The sequence below is a fragment of the Streptomyces sp. NBC_00028 genome, assembly GCF_045041065.1.
Classification (GTDB): Bacteria; Actinomycetota; Actinomycetes; order Streptomycetales; family Streptomycetaceae; genus Streptomyces.
In genome coordinates this window covers 1848351-1865793 of record NZ_CP108293.1, presented here as the reverse complement: position 1 = coordinate 1865793, position 17443 = coordinate 1848351, and the positions used below count along the sequence as shown (strand labels likewise).

Genomic DNA, 17443 nt, shown 5'->3' with positions numbered 1-17443 from the left:
GGACGATGGAGGGGGGACTTCAGGCCCCGGTACCGCCGAGAGCACGACGAGTATGTGGAGCACCGTGAAACGCCTGCGCTGGCCGAGTTGGATGCCGATCGACCCGTACATCCTGCTGCTCCTCGGGACGGTGGGCCTCGCCGCCCTCCTCCCGGCGCGCGGCACGGGTGCGGACGTGGCCTCCGGCGCCTCCACGGCCGCCATCGCCTTCCTCTTCTTCCTGTACGGCGCCCGCCTGTCCACCCGCGAGGCCCTGGACGGCCTCAAGCACTGGCGGCTCCACGTCACCGTCCTCGCCTGTACGTTCGTGGTCTTCCCGCTGCTCGGCATGGCCGCCCGCGGACTCGTCCCGGTGCTGCTCACCCAGCCCCTCTACCAGGGGCTGCTCTTCCTCACCCTGGTCCCCTCGACGATCCAGTCCTCGATCGCCTTCACCTCCATGGCCCGCGGCAACGTGCCCGCCGCGATCTGCGCCGGCTCCTTCTCCTCCCTCGTCGGCATCGTCATCACCCCGCTGCTCGCCGCCGCCCTGCTCGGCAGCAGCGCGGGCGGCTTCTCCGCCGACTCGCTGGTGCAGATCGTGCTCCAGCTGCTGGTGCCGTTCGTCGCGGGGCAGTTGCTGCGCCGCTGGATCGGCAGCTTCGTCACCCGGCACAAGAAGGTCCTCGGCCTCGTCGACCGCGGCTCGATCCTGCTGGTCGTCTACACGGCGTTCAGCGAGGGCATGGTCCAGGGCATCTGGCACCAGGTCAGCGCGCTCCGGCTGGCCGGGCTGCTGGCCGTGGAGGCCGTGCTGCTCGCCATGATGCTCGCGCTGACCTGGTACGGGTCCAAGGCGCTCCGCTTCGGCCGCGAGGACCGTATCGCCATCCAGTTCGCCGGCTCCAAGAAGTCCCTCGCCTCCGGACTGCCCATGGCCAGCGTCCTGTTCGGCGCGCACGCCTCCCTCGCCGTACTGCCGCTGATGCTCTTCCACCAGATGCAGCTGATGGTCTGCGCGGTCATCGCCAAGCGCCGCTCCCACGACCCCGAGCCCGGCGTCACGTCCCCGGCTTCAGCCGCAGCGTCACGAATCGCGGTCGGTACAGGGACACGTTCCGGTTGAGCTGCGCCGCCGCGGCGGACGGCTCCAGCCAGTTCACGTCGTAACTGAGCACCAGCCGTCCGCCGCCGCCCAGCGCGGGGTGCACCTGCGGGTTGTAGGCCGCCACCTGTCCCTCCGGCAGCGCGGGGGTGAAGTCCTTCGTGGGGCCGTGCCAGGGTCCGCTCGGGGAGCACGCCCAGTACGAGGTGACAGTCGTCAACCCCGCCGTCCCCGCCGCCATCGTGAACAGCACATACGTACCGTCCACCCGCGCCACCGAGAACGCGCTGCCCACGCCGGTGCGCCTGCCCGCGTCCCCGAGGACCGCGGCCGGCCTCGCCCCGGCCCGCCAGTCGGAGCCGTCCCAGTACTGCCAGGCCCCCGGCTCCCCGAGCCTGCCGTCCGGCACCCGTGCCGCGTACGCCGCCGACACCGGCCGGGAGACCGCCTGGCCGTCGTCGCCGCCGAAGACGTACGTCCACCCGTCCCGTTCGACGAGCGTCGTACCGAACAGCACCCGCCGGGACGGATCGGGGACCAGTTGCTGGTCCAGCACCTTGACGATCGACTCCACCCGTAGGCCGGGCAGGGACAGCGTGGCCACCTCGGTGGCCGTGGGCGTCCCGTAGATCCAGGGCGCGGCGGCCGCCGTCCGCACCCACAGCACCACCCGCAGGACCTGCTCCGACGCCCCCGGCGACCGGGGCTCCACCCGGGCCGCCACCGGCCACCGCCACTGATTCGGCCCGGGATCGGGGAACAGCGGCGCAGGCAGCGTGCTCTCCAGTTGCCCGCCCCGCATCACCACCGCCGAGTTCCGCACGAGCGGCGCCGCCGTGTCCCGCCAGGCGTACGACTCGCCGACCGGGTTGGGCGGCGCGTACACCTGCCCGAGGTAGGTGTCGGAGAACAGCCACAGCACCCGCCCGTCCGGCAGCCGCACCGAATGCGTGCCGTCGCCGCCGGTCCAGTCGTCCGCCCGGGTCGCGTCGTCGCCGTACCGGGCGAACTCGGCGGTGAGCCCCTTGTCCGCCGACCACGATCCGACGGAACGCGGGCCGCACCCGGCCGCGTCGCGCCGGTCCTCGTCCTTGGGCAGCGCCGTGAGCAGCACGGCCCCGAGAACCAGGGCCAGCACCAGACCGAGCCCCGTTCCCGTGCGCTGTCGTGCTCGTACGTCGTCGGGCACGCCCGGGACGTTAGTGGCTGTCGCTCACCTGGTCCATGGGGCCTCGGAGACGGCGGGGCAGGACGGGGAGGACCGGGAGGACCGTGCGGCGGCGGCATGGGTCCGCCCGACTCGGGTCGTCAGGGCCGGAGTACGACCTTTCCGAGGTTGCTCCGCGTCTCGATCGCCGCGTGCGCCGCGGTGGCGTCGGTGAGCGCGAACTCCGCGTGCACGGCGGGCTTCAGCGTCCCTTGCCCGAACATCCGCCACAGCTCCCGCCGCCACCGCTCGTACGACTCGGGTTCCCCGCGGGCGATCCGCGCCATCTGGAAGCCGATCACGGACTTGCCGCCGACCAGCAGGTCGTACGCCTGGATGGTGCCGCCGCCCGAGCTGTACGCCACGAGCCGGCCGCCGGGGGCGAGCGCGGCGAGGGCCGGGGTGAGCAGATCGCCGCCGACGGCGTCGAGGACGAGGTCGACGGGCTCGCCCCAGCTCTCGTCGGCGTACAGGACGACCTCGTCGGCGCCCAGGGACCGTACGAAGTCGGCCTTCGCCGCGTTCGACACGGCCGCCACGACCCGCCCGGCACCCCGGACGCGGGCCAACTGCACCGCCAGGTGGCCGACTCCGCTCGCCGCGGCGGTCACGAGGGTGGCCTCGCCCGGCACGGGGCGGGCGGCCTCCAGGGCGCCGTACGCCACGAGGCCGCTGCGGACCAGTGCGACCGCGTCGACGGCGGAGGCGGCGTCCGGCACCGGTGAGGCCATGGCCTCGTGCAGCAGCGCGAAGTCGGCGTAACCGTGCCCGAAGCAGAGCCCGGTCACCCGGTCGCCGACACGGAAGCGCGTCACGCCGCTGCCGACGGCCACGACCTCGCCCGCGATCTCGCCGCCCAGGGGGATCGGTTCGGCGGCCTCGGTGACCTTGCGGACCACGGGGAGCGTGACGCCGATCGCCTCGCAGCGGACCAGGAGTTCGGCGGGCCCGGGCTCGGGGACCTCGGCCTTCTCCAGGAACAGGGGGCCACCGGTGGACTCGTACCGGATGCGGCGCATCGCACCTCCAGAAATCGTTGGGAGTCCCCATGATATGAGCGAGGTCGTGGGGGAGTCCAACGAATTTTCATGGGGAGTCCCTACGGATTCCTTGCTAGGCTCCGCTCATGCCCGAAGCCCCCCTCGCCGAGATCCGCTCCCTCCCCAGCTGGCTGCTCGGCCGGGCCGCCGCCCGGGGGCGGGGCCTGGTGGCCGACGCGCTGGCGGCCGAGGGCATCAAGATGTGGCACCACGTGGTGCTCTCCGCCGTCCGAGATCTCCAGCCCGTGGCCCAGGCCGACATCGGGCGCGGCGTCGGACTGGACCCCAAGGACCTGGTGGGTGTCCTCAACGACCTACAGGTCGAAGGACTCGTCGTACGCGACCTCGATCCGCGCGACCGCCGCAAGAACGCGGTCTCGCTCACCGAGGCCGGCGCGCGGCTGCTGAAACGCTGCGAGAAGGCCGCCCGGAAGGCCAACGACGAGCTGCTGGCCCCGCTGTCGCCGGCCGAACGCGACCGTTTCACGGACCTGTTGATCCGGATTTCCGGTACGGAGGGCTGACGGCGGATAACGTTCCGTCATGACCGCACCCCTCGCGCTCGACCCCGCGCGCAGCGCCCTCGTCCTCGTCGATCTGATGGACCGGATCGTCGCGCTGCCCCTGGAGCCCCGCAAGGGCGCCGAAGTCCTCACGACCGCACAGGAGTTGGCGGGCGCGTTCCGCGCGGCCGGCGCCCATGTCGTCCTCGTCCGCGTCGAGCGGCCCGGAGTTCCCGAACAGCCGCCCGGCAGCGGGCTGGTGGCGGGCCTCGCCGCGGCCGGCGACATCGAGGTCGTGAAGCGCACCATCGGGGGCTTCCAGGGCACCGGCCTGGACGAGCGCCTGCGCGAACGCGGCGTCACCACCCTCGTGTTCGGCGGCATCGCCACCAACCTGGGCGTCGAGTCCACGGCCCGCGCCGCCGGCGACCTGGGCTACGACCTGGTCTTCGTCGAGGACGCGATGGCGGCGCTCACGGCGCCGGAGCACGACGCGTCGGTGCGGCTGGACTTCCCGCGGCTCGGCACGGTCGTGCGGGCGGCGGAGGTGCACTTCACGGCGTCCTGACCGCCCCGTTCCCCTCGGCCGGCGCGGCCCGGAAGGCGATGCGTTCCTCACCCGCGTACACGTTCATGGACGCGCCCCGCAGGAACCCGACCAAGGTCAGGCCCGTCTCCGAGGCCAGGTCCACGGCCAGCGAGGACGGCGCCGAGACCGCCGCCAGCACCGGGATGCCCGCCATCACGGCCTTCTGCGCCAGCTCGAACGACGCCCGCCCCGACACCAGCAGAATCGTCCGCGACAGCGGCAGCCCGCCGCTCTGCAGAGCCCGCCCCACCAGTTTGTCGACCGCGTTGTGCCGCCCCACGTCCTCCCGTATGTCCACCAGTTCCCCGTCCTCGGTGAACAGCGCGGCGGCGTGCAGGCCCCCGGTCCGGTCGAAGACCCGCTGCGCCGCGCGCAGCCGGTCGGGGAGGCTCGCGAGCAGCTCGGGCTCGACCCGGACCGGGGGAGTGTCGGAGATGGGCCAGCGGGCCGTGGTCCGCACCGCATCCAGGCTCGCCTTGCCGCACAGGCCGCAGGACGAGGTCGTGTAGACGTTCCGTTCGAGGGTGATGTCGGGGATCCGCACGCCCGGCGCGGTGCGCACGTCGACCACGTTGTACGTGTTGGAACCGTCCACCGTGGCGCCCGCGCAGTACACGATGTTCTGGAGATCGCCCTGCTCTGCCAGCACCCCCTCGCTGACGAGGAAGCCCGCGGCCAGCGCGAAGTCGTCGCCGGGGGTACGCATGGTGATGGCGAGCGGCTTGCCGTTCAGCCGGATCTCCAGTGGCTCCTCGGCGACCAGCGTGTCGGGCCGGGTGGAGACCGCCCCGTCGCGGATGCGGATCACCTTGCGTCGTTCCGTGACTCGTCCCATGGCTGCTCAGTCCCGGTTCTGTATGTACTGGTGGCCGAAGCGGCCCTTGATGCAGAGATTGCCGTGGGCCACCGGGCTGTCGGGCGGGGAGGTGACCTTCACGATCTCATTGTCCTGCACGTGCAGGGCCAGCTCGCAGCCCACCCCGCAGTGCCCGCACACCGTGGCCGTGACGGTCTGCGCCGGTTCGTCCCAGGCGCCCGCCCTGCGCAGGTCGAACTCCGACCTGACCGACAGCGCCCCCGTCGGGCACACGTCGACGCAGTCACCGCAGAACACACAGGCCGAGTCGGTGAGCGGAGCGTCGTACTCGACCCCGACGCGCGAGCCGAAGCCACGGCCGAGGACGGAGATCGCGAACGTGTTCCGCCCCTGGTCGCCACACGCCCGCACACACTGGCCGCAGCGCAGGCACTTGCCGTGGTCGCGCACCAGCAGGCCGTTGTCGACGACCGGCTCCTCCGTGACGCGGGTCGCGTCCGCGCCGAACCGGTCCGGTCGGGCCCCGTACTCCTCGATCCACTCCGCGATGCCGGGCGTGGTCGACAGGTCGACCGAGGAGGCGAGGAGTTCGAGGACGGTCCGGCGGCTGTGGCGGGTGCGCTCGGTGTCGGTCCGTACGGTCATGCCGGGTTCGGCCTCTCGGGAGCAGGCCGCCACGAGGGCACGGGAGCCCTCGACCTCGACGACACAGAGGCGGCAGGCGGAGGCGGGGGCGCGGGTGTCGAGGTGGCAGAGGGCCGGGACGCCCTTGCCGGCCGCCCGGCACACGTCCAGGAGCGTCGTGCCCTCGGGGGCACGCACCGGTTCCCCGTCGAGGGTGAGGTCGAGCAGCCGACGGGGGACGCCGAGAGCCGTCACGGTCATCCGTACACCCCCAGCCGCTCCACGCCCGACTCCACGGCGTTCCACGCGTTCCGCCCGAGCCCGCACAGCGAGGCGTCCCGCATCGCCCGGCCGACCTCCGCGAGGAGCGTGACGTCGTCGGCCGCGGCCGGGCCCGCGCGGTCCACGATCCGGCGCAGCGCCTCCGCCTGGCGCACGGTCCCGATCCGGCACGGCACGCAACTCCCGCAGGACTCGTCCCGGAAGAACTCCGCGACGCGCAGCAGCAGCCGGGACAGCGGCACGGTGCCGTCGAAGGCGATGACGACGCCGGACCGGACGGGCACGTCCACCTCGTCGGGGCGTACGAAGCGGCCCGCGGCTCCGCCGAGCAGGACCGCGCGCAGGCCCGGGCGCACACCGGCCCGGGTGAGCAGCTCGCCGAGTGTCGTCCCGGACGGCAGCTCGTAGACCCCGGGCCGCTCCACACCGCCGGACACGGAAACGAGCCCCGACCGGTACGCGGCCGGTCCGCCCGCGAGGATCGGCAGTACGTGGAGCAGCGTCTCGACGTCCGCGACGACCGTCGGCGCGCCGAACAGGCCCTTCTCCGTCGGGAAGGGCGGCGTCGGACGCGGCTCCGGGCGGTACCCCTCGATGGAGCGGAGTACGGCGGTCTCCTCGCCGCAGACGTAGGCGCCCGCGCCGCGCCGGATCTCGATGTCGAAGGAGTGGCCCCGGCCGAGGATGTCGTCGCCGAGCAGCCCACGCGCGCGTGCCCGCTCGACGGCCCGGCGCATCCGCCGCGCGGCCCGCGGGTGCTCGCCGCGCAGGTAGAGGTAGCCGTGGGGCGCGCCGACGGCGTACGCCGCGATCGTCATCGCCTCCACCAGCGCGTACGGGTCGCCCTCCATGAGCACGCGGTCCGTGAAGGCGCCCGGCCCGGACGCGCTCGCGTTGCACACGAGGTGGTGCGGGTGGCCGGGCCGGGACGCCACGGCCTGCCAGGCGACACCGACGGGGGTGGCCCGCGGACCAGGGCCGCTGGGGAAGGCGGCGTCGCCCTGCCCGACCAGGCCCGAGTCGACGATCTCGCGGAGGGTGGCGGTGGGGCCGAGCGTGAGGGCCCGGCGCAGCGCTCTGTAGCCGCCGTGGGCGCGATAGTCGTCGAGTGAGGCCGGGTCGACGACGCCGACCCGCGTGAGCAGCGGTGGTGGTGGCGGGGCGGGCACGCCGGTCTGCTCCTTCCTCGGCGTCGGCGGGGGATCGCCCGCTTGTGGTACCGCCGCCCGGGCCGGTGGTTCCTCCGGTGCCGAGTCGGGGGCGGTCGCGGCGAGGACGGCGGCCTCGACCGTCGCCGGCGCCGACACCGCCGTACGCACCGGATCGCCCGCCTTGATCGTGAGGGCCGCCGGAGCGCGCTCGCACAGGCCGAGGCAGGGGGAGTGGCGGACCGTGACCCGGTCGTCGCAGTCCAGGCGGGACGCGAGTCCGGCGCACAGGGCGGCTGCTCCGGCGGCCGTGCAGGTCAGGTCCGTACAGACGTGGAGCACGGTCGTGGGCCGGGGGGACACCGAGAACAGGGCGTACGAGGTGGCGACTCCGTAGGCCTCGGCGGGCGGCACGGTGAGCCTTCGGCACAGATGGGCGAGGGCGCCCCTGCTGATCCAGCCGATCCGGTCGTTGAGCGCGTGCAGGCCCGGCAGCAACAGGTCGCGGCGATCACGGGCCGCACGTCCGCCCCGGGAGTACCTGAGGTCCTCCGCGGTCCGCTCCGCGCCCTCCCACGAGGACGCGGGAGGGCCCAACAACTCATCGACGGCCGCGCGTTCGTCGTCCGTCGGCTCGCTGTCCCCGAAGCGCAGGTCCATGTCCCGTCACCCCACGTAGGTGACGAGCGGGAGCTTGTCGATCCGGATCGCCGTCGCCCTGTACTCGGCCGTCCCCGCGATCGGGCAACGGGTGGTTGAGGACGGCTGGTTGGTCTCGTCGCCGTGGTCCGGAAGGCGCAGGGTCGTGAAGGCCAGCCCCGGGCGCAGGGCGGTGTCGATCCACACGGACACGACGACCGAGCCGTGCCGCGAGGTGATCCGCACCTTCTCACCGACCACGACTCCGTAGCGTTCCGCGTCCTCCGGGCACAGCTCCACCGCCTCGCCCTTGCGCAGGGAACTCGTGGCCTGGCCAACCGGGTTGTAGGAGTCGAGCCGTCGGCCCGTGGTCAGCCGGATCGGGAACCGCTCGTCGGTGAGGTCGACCGGCGGGACCTGCCGCACCAGCCCGAAGGGTGCGCGTCGGCCCCGCAGCGCCGGGTCGTCCGCCCACAACCGGCCGTGCAGATAAGGGGGTTCGACGCCGCCCGTGTTCGGACACGGCCACTGAAGTCCCTTCTCCGCCTCCAGTCGTCGGTACGTCATCCCGTAGTGGTCCGGCGACACCGACCGCAACTCGTTCCAGACGGCCTCGGCGCCCGCGTACTCCCACGCAAGCCCGAGACGCCGGGCCAGGGCGCAGAGGATGTCGATGTCGGCACGGGCCTCGCAGGGCGGGTCCACCGCCCTGCGGACCCGCTGAACCCGCCGCTCGCTGTTGGTGGTCGTCCCCTCGGACTCCGCCCAGCCGGCCGTCGCGGGCAGGACGACGTCCGCCAACTCGGCCGTGCTCGTGCGGAACATGTCCTGTACGACGAGGAAGTCCAGGGCCTTGAGGCGCCGCGCCTCGACGGGCGCAGGGTCCTCGCCGAGGCAGTAGAGGGCCCGCACGCCGCCCGTCTCCATCTCCTCGAACATCTCGGCCAGGTTCAGCCCGTAGTGCGGCGGCAGAGAGGTGTCCCACGCGGACTCGAACCGCAGCCGGGCATCGGGATCGAGGACGTCCTGGAAGCCGGGCAGCCGGTGCGGCACGGCACCCATGTCGACGGCGCCCTGGACGTTGTTCCGCCCGCACAGCGGCTGAAGTCCCGAGCCCTCGCGGCCCACGTGGCCGGTCAGCAACGCGAGGTCGATCAACGCCCGCACGATGTCCGGGCCGTTGTGGTGAGCGGTGACGCCCAGGGTCCAGCAGATCTGGGCACGCTCCGCCCTGGCGTACGCGTGCGCCAACTCCCCTATGGCCGGGGCCGGTACGCCGGTCACCTTCTGCGCGAGCGACAGCGTCCACGGTTCGACCAGCGCCCGGTACTCCTCGAAACCACTCGTCGCCCGCTCGACGAACGCCTCGTTGACCAGCCCCGCCTGGATGATCTCCCGCCCGATCGCATGCGCCAGCGCGATGTCGGTACCGACGTTGAGCCCGAGCCAGCCCTCCGCCCACTCCGCCGTGGACGTCCGCCGTGGGTCGACCGCGTACAGCCGCGCGCCGCGGTGAACGCCCTTCAGTACATGCTGGAAGAACACCGGGTGCGCGACCCGGGCGTTGGAGCCCCACATCACCACGACATCGGTGTGCTCGATCTCGCCGTACGACGACGTACCGCCACCCGAACCGAACACCGCCGCCAGGCCCGTGACGCTCGCCGCGTGGCTCCTGCGGTCGACGGAGTCGACGTTGTTGGTGCCCATCACGACCCGGGCGAACTTCTGCGCCAGATAGTTCGTCTCGTTGGTCGCACGGGCACAGGCGAGCATCCCGAACGCCCCGCGACCGCGCCGGAGTCCCTCTGCGGCCCGGTCCAGTGCCTCGTCCCAACTCGCCCTGCGCAAAGGCTCGTCGCGCCCGTCCCGCACGAGCGGGTGCGTGAGCCTGGGGTTGCCTCCTCGGGCGCCGCGGTTCATGCGGCGGTCTGGTGGGCGAGGAGGTCGCTGAGGGCGTGGATGGTGGTGAGGGTGGGGACGGGGGTGTGGGTGAGGGTGGCGAGTTCGATGACGGCGGTGAGGAGGACGTCGAGTTCGAGGGGTTTGCCGGCTTCGAGGTCCTGGAGGGTGGAGGTGCGGTGGTCGCCGACCTTTTCGGCGCCGGCGAGGCGGCGTTCGATGGTGATGTCGGGGTGGGAGCCGAGTGCGTGGGCGACGGCCAGGGTTTCTTCCATCATGGAGGTGATGACGGTGCGGGTGCCGGTGTGGTGGCACATTTGGCGCATGGTGGCGCGGGCGAGGGCGCTGATGGGGTTGAAGGAGATGTTGCCGAGGAGTTTGAGCCAGATGTCGTTGCGCAGGTCGGGTTCGACGGGGCATTTCAACCCGCCGGCTTGCATGGCTTCGCTGAAGGTGAGGCATCTGGCGGAGAGGCTGCGGTCGGGTTCGCCGATGGAGAAGCGGGTGCCTTCCAAATGCCGGACCACGCCGGGGGCTTCGAGTTCGGTGGCGGCGTAGACGACGCATCCGATGGCGCGTTCGGGTGCGAGGACGGCGCTGACCGCGCCGCCGGGGTCGACGCTTTCGAGTTGCCGGCCGTTGTGGGGGCCGCCGTGGGCGTGGAAGTACCACCAGGGGATGCCGTTCTGGGCGGCGATCACGGCCGTGTTCTCGTGGAGGAGGGGTTCGATGAGCGGCCCGCACGCCGCGTACGAGGTGGCTTTGAGGCCGAGGAAGACGTAGTCGGCGGGGCCGATGTCGGCGGGGTTGTCGGTGGCGTGGGTGTGGGCGGTGAAGTCGCCGCGGGGGGAGAGGACGTGGACGCCGCTTTGCCTCATGGCCGCGAGGTGCGGTCCACGGGCGATGAGGTGGACGTCGGCTCCTGCGCGGTGCAGGGCGGCGCCGACGTAGGCGCCGATGGCTCCGGCGCCGAGGACTGCGACTTTCATGGGGTGGGAGCTCCGTTCGGTCGAGGGTGTACCGCGGAACCGTCGAACTATGTCGACGACATATTGTCTACAGTATGTGAGGCGAGGGCGGCAAGGGTCGGGACGCACCTGTGCGGTTCCGTGGAGGTCGGGAAACCGGGTGGTCCGACCGTTCGGCGCGCCCCGCGTACCGCTCATCGCATACGGTCGACGTGCCGCCTTCTCAACTCCCGCGCAGCTCCCTACTGTCCGGGATCATGAGTCCCCCTGTCGCATCGGCCGGCTGGAGCCGCTGGCTCGTTCCCCCCGCCGCCCTCTCGGTCCACCTCTCCATCGGCCAGGCCTACGCCTGGTCCGTGTTCAAGCCGCCCCTGGAGTCCGCGCTCGGTCTGAGCGGCACCCAGAGCGCGTTGCCCTTCCAGCTCGGCATCGTCATGCTCGGCCTGTCCGCCGCGTTCGGCGGCACGCTCGTGGAGCGCAACGGGCCGCGCTGGGCCATGACCGTCGCCCTCATCTGCTTCTCGTCCGGCTTCCTGCTCTCCGCGCTGGGCGCGGCCACCGAGCAGTACTGGCTGATCGTCCTCGGCTACGGCTTCGTCGGCGGCATAGGTCTCGGCATCGGCTACATCTCGCCGGTCTCGACCCTGATCAAATGGTTCCCGGATCGGCCCGGCATGGCCACCGGCATCGCCATCATGGGCTTCGGCGGCGGTGCGCTGATCGCCTCGCCGTGGTCGGCGCAGATGCTGGAGTCGTTCGGCTCCGACAGCTCCGGGATCGCGCTGGCGTTCCTGGTGCACGGGCTGTCGTACGCCGTCTTCATGACGCTCGGCGTGCTGCTCGTGCGGGTGCCGCGTACCGAGAGGCCGGTGGAGGGGGCGCCGAGCATCACCTCGGGGCCGCAGGTCTCCGCGCGCAGCGCGGTGCGCACTCCACAGTTCTGGTGTCTGTGGGTCGTGCTCTGCATGAACGTGACCGCGGGCATCGGCATCCTGGAGAAGGCCGCCCCGATGATCACGGACTTCTTCAAGAACACCTCGACAACGGTGTCAGTGTCCGCGGCGGCCGGTTTCGTCGCGCTGCTGTCGGCGGCCAACATGGCGGGCCGGATCGGCTGGTCGTCCACCTCGGACCTGATCGGCCGCAAGAACATCTACCGCCTCTATCTTGGTGTGGGCGCCGTGATGTACCTGCTCATCGCGCTGGTCGGTGACTCGTCCAAGCCGTTGTTCATCCTGTGCGCGCTGGTGATCCTCTCCTTCTACGGCGGCGGCTTCGCGACGATCCCCGCCTATCTGAAGGACCTGTTCGGGACCTACCAGGTCGGCGCCATCCACGGGCGGCTGCTCACCGCATGGTCCACGGCCGGTGTCCTCGGCCCGCTGATCGTCAACTGGATCGCCGACCGGCAGGAGGAGGCCGGCAAGAGCGGTTCCTCCCTCTACACCCTGTCCCTCTTCATCATGATCGGGCTGCTGGCGATCGGGTTCGTCGCCAACGAACTGGTCCGGCCCGTCCACTCCCGTCACCACATCCCCGCGCCGAGGGAGGCCGCCGATGTCGCAGAACGACAGCAGTCCGCAGAGTCCGCCTGACCGGCGGCCGCTGATCGCCTTCGCCTGGCTGTGGGTGGGGGTCCCGCTCGCCTACGGGGTGTACGAGCTCGTACAGAAGGCGACTCAGCTGTTCACCGGGTGACTGTTCGGTAGGTGTCCGGGCGTCCGACCGTCAGGTGGTCGGGCGTCCGAGGGCCTGACAGAAGCCGACAACCCCGGCGCCTGTTTCCTGTCGCCTTACCTGACGTCGTACCCGTGAGTCACTGATCAGACTGGTGGATCCCGCTACCCAAGGCTACGAGGGGGACCCTCCACATGAACGGCTCGCGTATCGCCGCCGTCGGCCACTACCAGCCCGCCAAGGTACTCACCAACGAGGACCTGGCGGGCATGGTGGACACCAGTGACGAGTGGATCAGGAGCCGGGTGGGCATCCGTACGCGGCACATCGCCGGGCCCGACGAGCCCGTCGACGAGCTGGCCGCGCACGCCGCCGCCAAGGCGCTGGCCGCGGCCGGTCTCGTCCCCGGCGACATCGACCTGGTGCTGGTGGCCACGTCGACCGCCGTCGACCGCTCCCCGAACATGGCCGCCCGGGTCGCCGCCCGGCTCGGCATTCCCTCGCCGGCCGCGATGGACGTCAACGTGGTGTGCGCGGGTTTCACGCACGCGCTCGCCACCGCCGACCACGCCGTGCGGGCCGGGGCCTCGGCCCGGGCGCTCGTCATCGGCGCCGACAAGATGTCCGAGGTCACCGACTGGACCGACCGCACCACCTGTGTGCTGGTCGGGGACGGGGCGGGGGCCGCGGTCGTCGAGGCCTGCGCACCCGGCGAGGAGGCCGGTATCGGGCCGGTGCTGTGGGGATCGGTGCCTGAGATGGGGCACGCGGTGCGGATCGAGGGGCAGCCCGCGCGGTTCGCCCAGGAGGGGCAGAGCGTGTACCGGTGGGCGACCACCCAGCTGCCGCCCATCGCCCGCAAGGCCTGTGAGAAGGCGGGGCTCGTGCCCGAGGATCTCGCCGGGGTCGTGCTGCACCAGGCCAACCTGCGGATCATCGAGCCTCTCGCCCAGAAGATCGGCGCCGTCAACGCGGTCGTGGCCCGTGATGTCGCCGAGTCCGGCAACACGTCGGCGGCCAGTATTCCGCTCGCCTTCTCCAAGCTGGTGGAGCAGGGGGCGCTGTCCTCCGGGGACCCGGTGCTGTTGTTCGGGTTCGGTGGGAACCTGTCGTACGCGGGGCAGGTCGTGCGGTGCCCGTAAGGGGCCCGTGATGGGGGTGCGCGCCGTAGACTGTAGACGAAAGCCAATTCATACTGGCTTTCGGCTGCGACCGCCCGCGCTGACCGGAGGGGGACGGACCATGGTGTCGACGACTGGCCTGCCGCAGGGTGCGGTGCCCAAGCTCGAACGCCCCGGCCCGTTGCGTGACCGTGTGTACGAGGCGCTTCTCGAACTCATCACCACGCGTGCTCTCCAGCCCGGTCAGCATCTGGTGGAGAGTGAGCTCGCCGGGCATCTGGGTGTCTCGCGGCAGCCGGTTCGCGAGGCGTTGCAGCGGTTGAGCACTGAGGGGTGGGTGGATCTGCGGCCCGCGCAGGGTGCGTTCGTGCACGAGCCCACGGAGGAGGAGGCCGATCAGCTCCTCACCGTGCGCACACTGCTGGAGGCCGAGGCCGCCCGGCTCGCCGCGGTGCACGCGGACGGCGCCGGACTCGCGGCCCTGCGGGAGATCCTGGAGGAGGGCCTGGCGGCTGTCGCCGCGGACGACGTGGACGCCGCCGTCGTCCTCAACGCCCGTTTCCACGCCACGGTCATGAGGCTGGCCGGCAACGCGGTCCTCGCGGAGCTGGCCGCCCAGGTCGACCGAAGGGTCCGCTGGTACTACACGCCGGTGGCCCGACAGCGGGGACGCCAGTCCTGGATCGAGCACCGCGACTTGATCGCGGCGATCGAGGCCCACGACGAGACGCTGGCAACCCGCCTCATGCGCGAACACACGGAGCACACGAGGCGTTCGTACCACGCGCGGACCAAGTCCTGAGTGGTGGGGCGGTCTTGGGCGATGGGGCGGGACTCTGCGTCTCGTGGCGAGGGGCGGGCCTGGGCGCGGGTTATCACCTCATGCGCGCCCAGCCCTTGGGGTGGCGCGGGTCTTTGCGTGGCGTGCGCGGCGAGTCATGAGCGGCGGGGCGGTTCGTCGCGTCTCTCGCGCACCAGGTCCTGGGTGCTGCCAGGGGCTTTCGGATTGGTGGGCTTGGGCGGGGGTGCTCAGCTCACTCAGGGGCGGCGCGGGTGCTCGTCTCGGGTGTGTGCCGTGTCTTGGTTCTTGGCGCGGGTCCTCCGTCAGACCCGCGCCAAGCCCTTGCGTCGGCGTGGGTCTACGCCTCACCCCGGTCGTCGTCGCCTCATGCGCGCGCCAAGTCCCTGGCCTCTGTGCCTCGTCCGCACCAGCGTGCTTCCACGGCCAGCATCGTCACCAACACCGCTACCAGGGCGATGAGTTCGGTGGCGGCCGAGGTGTGAATGCCCAGGAGGGCGGCCGCCAGGGCCACCGGTGCGGCTGTCGCGCGGAAGCGGACGGGGTGCAGGCGCAGGGCCGCGCGGAAGGCGACGTCTCCGGTGAGGAAGAGCGCGACCCCGCCCGCGAGGGCCAACGCCGGGCCGGTGTGGAGGTGTTCGGTGAGGTGGCCCAGGGTCTTCTTCACCCCCGCGGCGAGGAAGGCGATGCCCAGCAGCATCGGCAGGAAGGCGTAGTAGTACGCGTTCATCGCCAGCCGGAACCGGGCCGCGGCGGGCGTCGCGCGGAAGACCTCCTCGGCCAGCTCCTCGTCCCGGACGAAGTACGTCCACCACAGGGCCGTCGCCAGCGCGAGGGCCAGGAACGCGCCGCCGAACAGGTCCGCCGTGAGCGGCAGATCGCCGATGCCGATGCCGATCGCGATGACGGACTCGCCGAACGCGACGATGAGCAGCAGCCCGTGCCGCTCCACGAAGTGCGCCGGGTTGAGGCTGCCGAGCTGGGCGCGCAGTGCCTCGGGAGTGCGGCCGTCGGACCGGCCCGGGCCCCGCTCGGCCACGTACGGCGTGACGAACTGCAGGGCCAGGGCGAGGACCCACAGCCCGTCCGCGGCCAGGCCGTCCAGCAGGCCCGCGACCGTCACGGAGACACCGGCCAGCGCGTTCGGGACGCCGTACCAGATGGAGTCCCGGCCGTGGCTGCGGGTGTAGAGCGCGGTGTGCACGACGACCACGAGCAGGAACCCGAGCCCGAAGACCACACCGGTGTCGTCGAAGACCCGCGGGACCGCGAGGGCGCAGACCATGAACCCGCCCATGCCGAGCATCAGCCCCAGCCGCCGTGACGGCCGGTCCGGCGGAACCTGGTTGGTGAGGTACGCGTACGCCCCGTACATCCAGAACAGCACGAGGAAGATGAGCGCGACGCGGCCGGCCGTGGCGAAGGAGAGATCGCCCGCGAGCAGCACGGTGAGCTGGGTGAGGGTGAAGACGAAGACGAGGTCGAAGAAGAGCTCCAGCGTGGTGACCCTGCGGTCCGGTTCACGTTCGGGTTCCTGGACCGGCTCCCGGTCTGGTTCCTCCACCGGCTCTTCCACTGGTTCGTCCACTGGTTCTTCCACTGCGGAATTCATGTGGTCCCCCTGTGTCGACGTTGATCAGATCGTATGGGGAGCGCGACATGACTCGAGTCTTTGTCCTGCGAGTGGGAAAAGTCGCCGGTAACTCGTGCACAGCTTCTTCCCAGGTTCGGCGGTCACTGCTACGTTCCCCTCGAAAGCCCGACAGTTGTCGGTGGCCGGTCCAGGCGGGGAGGGGCATGTGAGACGTATGACGGCACGTCCCGCGAACGCGCATCAGGCCCGGCTGCTCAAGCTGTTGCGCGACGGGGGTCCCAACTCCCGTGCCCAGCTGGGCGATCAGGTCGATCTGTCACGGTCCAAGCTGGCCGTGGAGGTGGACCGGCTCCTTGAGACGGGCCTGGTCGTGGCCGACGGACTCGCCGCCTCGCGCGGTGGCCGCCGCTCCCACAACATCCGGCTCAACCCGGGGCTCCGCTTCCTCGGCGTGGACATCGGCGCGACCTCGGTCGACGTCGCCGTCACCAACGCCGAACTGGAGATCCTCGGCCATCTGAACCAGCCGATGGACGTCCGTGAGGGGCCGGTCGCGGTCTTCGAGCAGGTGCTGGCGATGGCCGCGAAGTTGCGGGCGACGGGGCTTGCGGAGGGTTTCGACGGTGCCGGTATCGGTGTTCCGGGGCCGGTGCGTTTCCCCGAGGGCGTTCCGGTGGCGCCGCCGATCATGCCGGGCTGGGACGGGTTCCCGGTGCGGGAGGCGCTCAGTCAGGAACTCGGCTGTCCGGTGATGGTCGACAATGACGTGAACCTGATGGCGATGGGGGAGCAGCACGCGGGCGTCGCCCGTTCCGTGGGCGACTTCCTCTGCGTCAAGATCGGTACCGGTATCGGCTGCGGCATCGTCGTCGGTGGCAGCGTCCACCGCGGGGTCACCGGTAGCGCGGGCGACATCGGGCACATCCAGGCCGTACCCGACGGGCGTCCGTGCGCCTGCGGCAACCGGGGCTGTCTGGAAGCCCACTTCAGTGGGGCGGCCCTCGCCCGGGACGCCGTCGAGGCGGCCCAGCAGGGGCTGTCGGACGAACTGGCGAGCCGACTGGCGGCCAACGGCGGTCTCACCGCCGTCGATGTCGCCGCAGCGGCCGCCGCCGGTGACGCCACCGCCCTCGACCTGATCCGCGAGGGCGGCAATCACACCGGCCAGGTCATCGCCGGCCTGGTCAGCTTCTTCAACCCCGGCCTGGTGGTGATCGGCGGTGGCGTGACCGGCCTCGGCCACACCCTGCTCGCCGCGATCCGCACCCAGGTCTACCGCCAGTCGCTGCCTCTCGCGACCGGCAACCTGCCCATTGTTCTGGGGGAGTTGGGCCCCACCGCCGGAGTCATCGGCGCGGCCCGACTGATCAGCGACCACCTGTTCTCACCCGCGTAGACCCGACCTCCGTACAGCTCCGGTACCGCACCCCCTGCTTCGCCCTGCCCTGA

Annotated in this window: 16 protein-coding genes; 8 read left to right on the top strand and 8 right to left on the bottom strand. The window is 71.6% G+C overall.

Translation table 11 applies throughout. The features are described 5' to 3' along the window. Positions 1-91 precede the first annotated feature (91 nt). Positions 92-1105 (top strand): bile acid:sodium symporter family protein, encoded by a 1014-nt coding sequence (locus OG885_RS08170; protein ID WP_405742647.1) that lies wholly within the window; start codon positions 92-94, stop codon positions 1103-1105. On the opposite strand, the gene OG885_RS08165 is transcribed toward OG885_RS08170, so the two are convergent. Beyond that, positions 1041-2273 carry a DUF4185 domain-containing protein gene (locus OG885_RS08165; RefSeq protein ID WP_405728281.1) on the bottom strand — a complete coding sequence of 411 codons (1233 nt, stop codon included), beginning with the start codon at positions 2271-2273 and terminating at the stop codon, positions 1041-1043. The genes OG885_RS08170 and OG885_RS08165 overlap by 65 nt on opposite strands. A gap of 119 nt (positions 2274-2392) precedes the next feature. Next, entirely contained in the window at positions 2393-3310 is a 918-nt protein-coding gene (locus OG885_RS08160; RefSeq protein WP_405728278.1) for a zinc-binding alcohol dehydrogenase family protein, read from the bottom strand. Positions 3311-3417: 107 nt separating this feature from the next. On the opposite strand from OG885_RS08160, the gene OG885_RS08155 reads away from it, so the two are divergent. Then, positions 3418-3855, top strand: a complete 438-nt coding sequence (locus OG885_RS08155; RefSeq protein ID WP_405728275.1) for a MarR family winged helix-turn-helix transcriptional regulator — start codon at positions 3418-3420, stop codon at positions 3853-3855. A gap of 19 nt (positions 3856-3874) precedes the next feature. Further along, the gene (locus OG885_RS08150) at positions 3875-4402 is read left to right on the top strand and encodes an isochorismatase family protein (RefSeq protein WP_405728272.1); all 528 of its coding nucleotides are present in this window, start codon (positions 3875-3877) and stop codon (positions 4400-4402) included. Here OG885_RS08150 and fdhD read toward each other — a convergent pair. The 5 genes from fdhD to OG885_RS08125 are packed head-to-tail and all read right to left on the bottom strand — an operon-like array spanning position 4389 to position 10824. Beyond that, positions 4389-5258 (bottom strand): formate dehydrogenase accessory sulfurtransferase FdhD, encoded by an 870-nt coding sequence (gene fdhD / locus OG885_RS08145; protein WP_405728269.1) that lies wholly within the window; start codon positions 5256-5258, stop codon positions 4389-4391. The two genes, OG885_RS08150 and fdhD, sit on opposite strands and share 14 nt — an antisense overlap. Positions 5259-5264: 6 nt before the next feature. Further along, a complete protein-coding gene (locus OG885_RS08140; protein WP_405728266.1) occupies positions 5265-6125 on the bottom strand; it encodes a 2Fe-2S iron-sulfur cluster-binding protein in 861 nt (286 codons plus the stop codon). Next, the gene (locus OG885_RS08135; RefSeq protein ID WP_405728263.1) at positions 6122-7954 is read right to left on the bottom strand and encodes an NADH-ubiquinone oxidoreductase-F iron-sulfur binding region domain-containing protein; all 1833 of its coding nucleotides are present in this window, start codon (positions 7952-7954) and stop codon (positions 6122-6124) included. The genes OG885_RS08140 and OG885_RS08135 overlap by 4 nt, the downstream gene beginning before the upstream one ends. Positions 7955-7960: 6 nt before the next feature. Next, positions 7961-9856 (bottom strand): molybdopterin oxidoreductase family protein, encoded by a 1896-nt coding sequence (locus tag OG885_RS08130; protein WP_405728260.1) that lies wholly within the window; start codon positions 9854-9856, stop codon positions 7961-7963. After that, positions 9853-10824 (bottom strand): 2-dehydropantoate 2-reductase, encoded by a 972-nt coding sequence (locus OG885_RS08125; RefSeq protein WP_405728257.1) that lies wholly within the window; start codon positions 10822-10824, stop codon positions 9853-9855. Before OG885_RS08125 ends, OG885_RS08130 begins: the two co-directional genes overlap by 4 nt. 236 nt (positions 10825-11060) lie before the next feature. Between OG885_RS08125 and OG885_RS08120 the strand changes: the two genes are divergently transcribed. The 4 genes from OG885_RS08120 to OG885_RS08105 all read left to right on the top strand — a co-directional run bounded on the left by OG885_RS08120 (position 11061) and on the right by OG885_RS08105 (position 14403). After that, positions 11061-12398, top strand: a complete 1338-nt coding sequence (locus tag OG885_RS08120; RefSeq protein WP_405728254.1) for an OFA family MFS transporter — start codon at positions 11061-11063, stop codon at positions 12396-12398. Next, complete coding sequence (locus tag OG885_RS08115) at positions 12361-12501, top strand: hypothetical protein (RefSeq protein WP_256780014.1); 141 nt, start codon at positions 12361-12363, stop codon at positions 12499-12501. The genes OG885_RS08120 and OG885_RS08115 overlap by 38 nt, the downstream gene beginning before the upstream one ends. Positions 12502-12674: 173 nt before the next feature. Then, entirely contained in the window at positions 12675-13622 is a 948-nt protein-coding gene (locus tag OG885_RS08110) for a beta-ketoacyl-ACP synthase III (RefSeq protein ID WP_405728250.1), read from the top strand. 103 nt (positions 13623-13725) lie between these two features. Beyond that, positions 13726-14403 carry a GntR family transcriptional regulator gene (locus OG885_RS08105; RefSeq protein ID WP_405742645.1) on the top strand — a complete coding sequence of 226 codons (678 nt, stop codon included), beginning with the start codon at positions 13726-13728 and terminating at the stop codon, positions 14401-14403. 364 nt (positions 14404-14767) lie between these two features. Here the strand turns inward: OG885_RS08105 and OG885_RS08100 are convergent, their stop codons facing one another. After that, positions 14768-15988, bottom strand: coding sequence for a low temperature requirement protein A (locus OG885_RS08100; RefSeq protein ID WP_405728247.1), 1221 nt, complete (start codon positions 15986-15988; stop codon positions 14768-14770). 220 nt (positions 15989-16208) lie between these two features. Here OG885_RS08100 and OG885_RS08095 point away from each other — a divergent pair, with 220 nt between their 5' ends. Then, positions 16209-17390 (top strand): ROK family protein, encoded by a 1182-nt coding sequence (locus OG885_RS08095; protein WP_405728244.1) that lies wholly within the window; start codon positions 16209-16211, stop codon positions 17388-17390. Positions 17391-17443: the final 53 nt, after the last annotated feature.

What these genes read in the sequence shown, in the direction of transcription:
- OG885_RS08155 (WP_405728275.1), top strand. Translation starts at nt 3,418, where the DNA reads ATGCCCGAAGCCCCCCTCGCCGAGATCCGCTCCCTCCCCAGCTGGCTG.
- OG885_RS08110 (WP_405728250.1), top strand. Translation starts at nt 12,675, where the DNA reads ATGAACGGCTCGCGTATCGCCGCCGTCGGCCACTACCAGCCCGCCAAG.
- OG885_RS08120 (WP_405728254.1), top strand. Translation starts at nt 11,061, where the DNA reads ATGAGTCCCCCTGTCGCATCGGCCGGCTGGAGCCGCTGGCTCGTTCCC.
- OG885_RS08140 (WP_405728266.1), bottom strand. Translation starts at nt 6,125, where the DNA reads ATGACCGTGACGGCTCTCGGCGTCCCCCGTCGGCTGCTCGACCTCACC.
- OG885_RS08150 (WP_405728272.1), top strand. Translation starts at nt 3,875, where the DNA reads ATGACCGCACCCCTCGCGCTCGACCCCGCGCGCAGCGCCCTCGTCCTC.
- OG885_RS08115 (WP_256780014.1), top strand. Translation starts at nt 12,361, where the DNA reads ATGTCGCAGAACGACAGCAGTCCGCAGAGTCCGCCTGACCGGCGGCCG.
- OG885_RS08125 (WP_405728257.1), bottom strand. Translation starts at nt 10,824, where the DNA reads ATGAAAGTCGCAGTCCTCGGCGCCGGAGCCATCGGCGCCTACGTCGGC.
- OG885_RS08130 (WP_405728260.1), bottom strand. Translation starts at nt 9,856, where the DNA reads ATGAACCGCGGCGCCCGAGGAGGCAACCCCAGGCTCACGCACCCGCTC.
- OG885_RS08095 (WP_405728244.1), top strand. Translation starts at nt 16,209, where the DNA reads ATGACGGCACGTCCCGCGAACGCGCATCAGGCCCGGCTGCTCAAGCTG.
- OG885_RS08160 (WP_405728278.1), bottom strand. Translation starts at nt 3,310, where the DNA reads ATGCGCCGCATCCGGTACGAGTCCACCGGTGGCCCCCTGTTCCTGGAG.
- OG885_RS08170 (WP_405742647.1), top strand. Translation starts at nt 92, where the DNA reads ATGCCGATCGACCCGTACATCCTGCTGCTCCTCGGGACGGTGGGCCTC.
- OG885_RS08135 (WP_405728263.1), bottom strand. Translation starts at nt 7,954, where the DNA reads ATGGACCTGCGCTTCGGGGACAGCGAGCCGACGGACGACGAACGCGCG.
- fdhD (WP_405728269.1), bottom strand. Translation starts at nt 5,258, where the DNA reads ATGGGACGAGTCACGGAACGACGCAAGGTGATCCGCATCCGCGACGGG.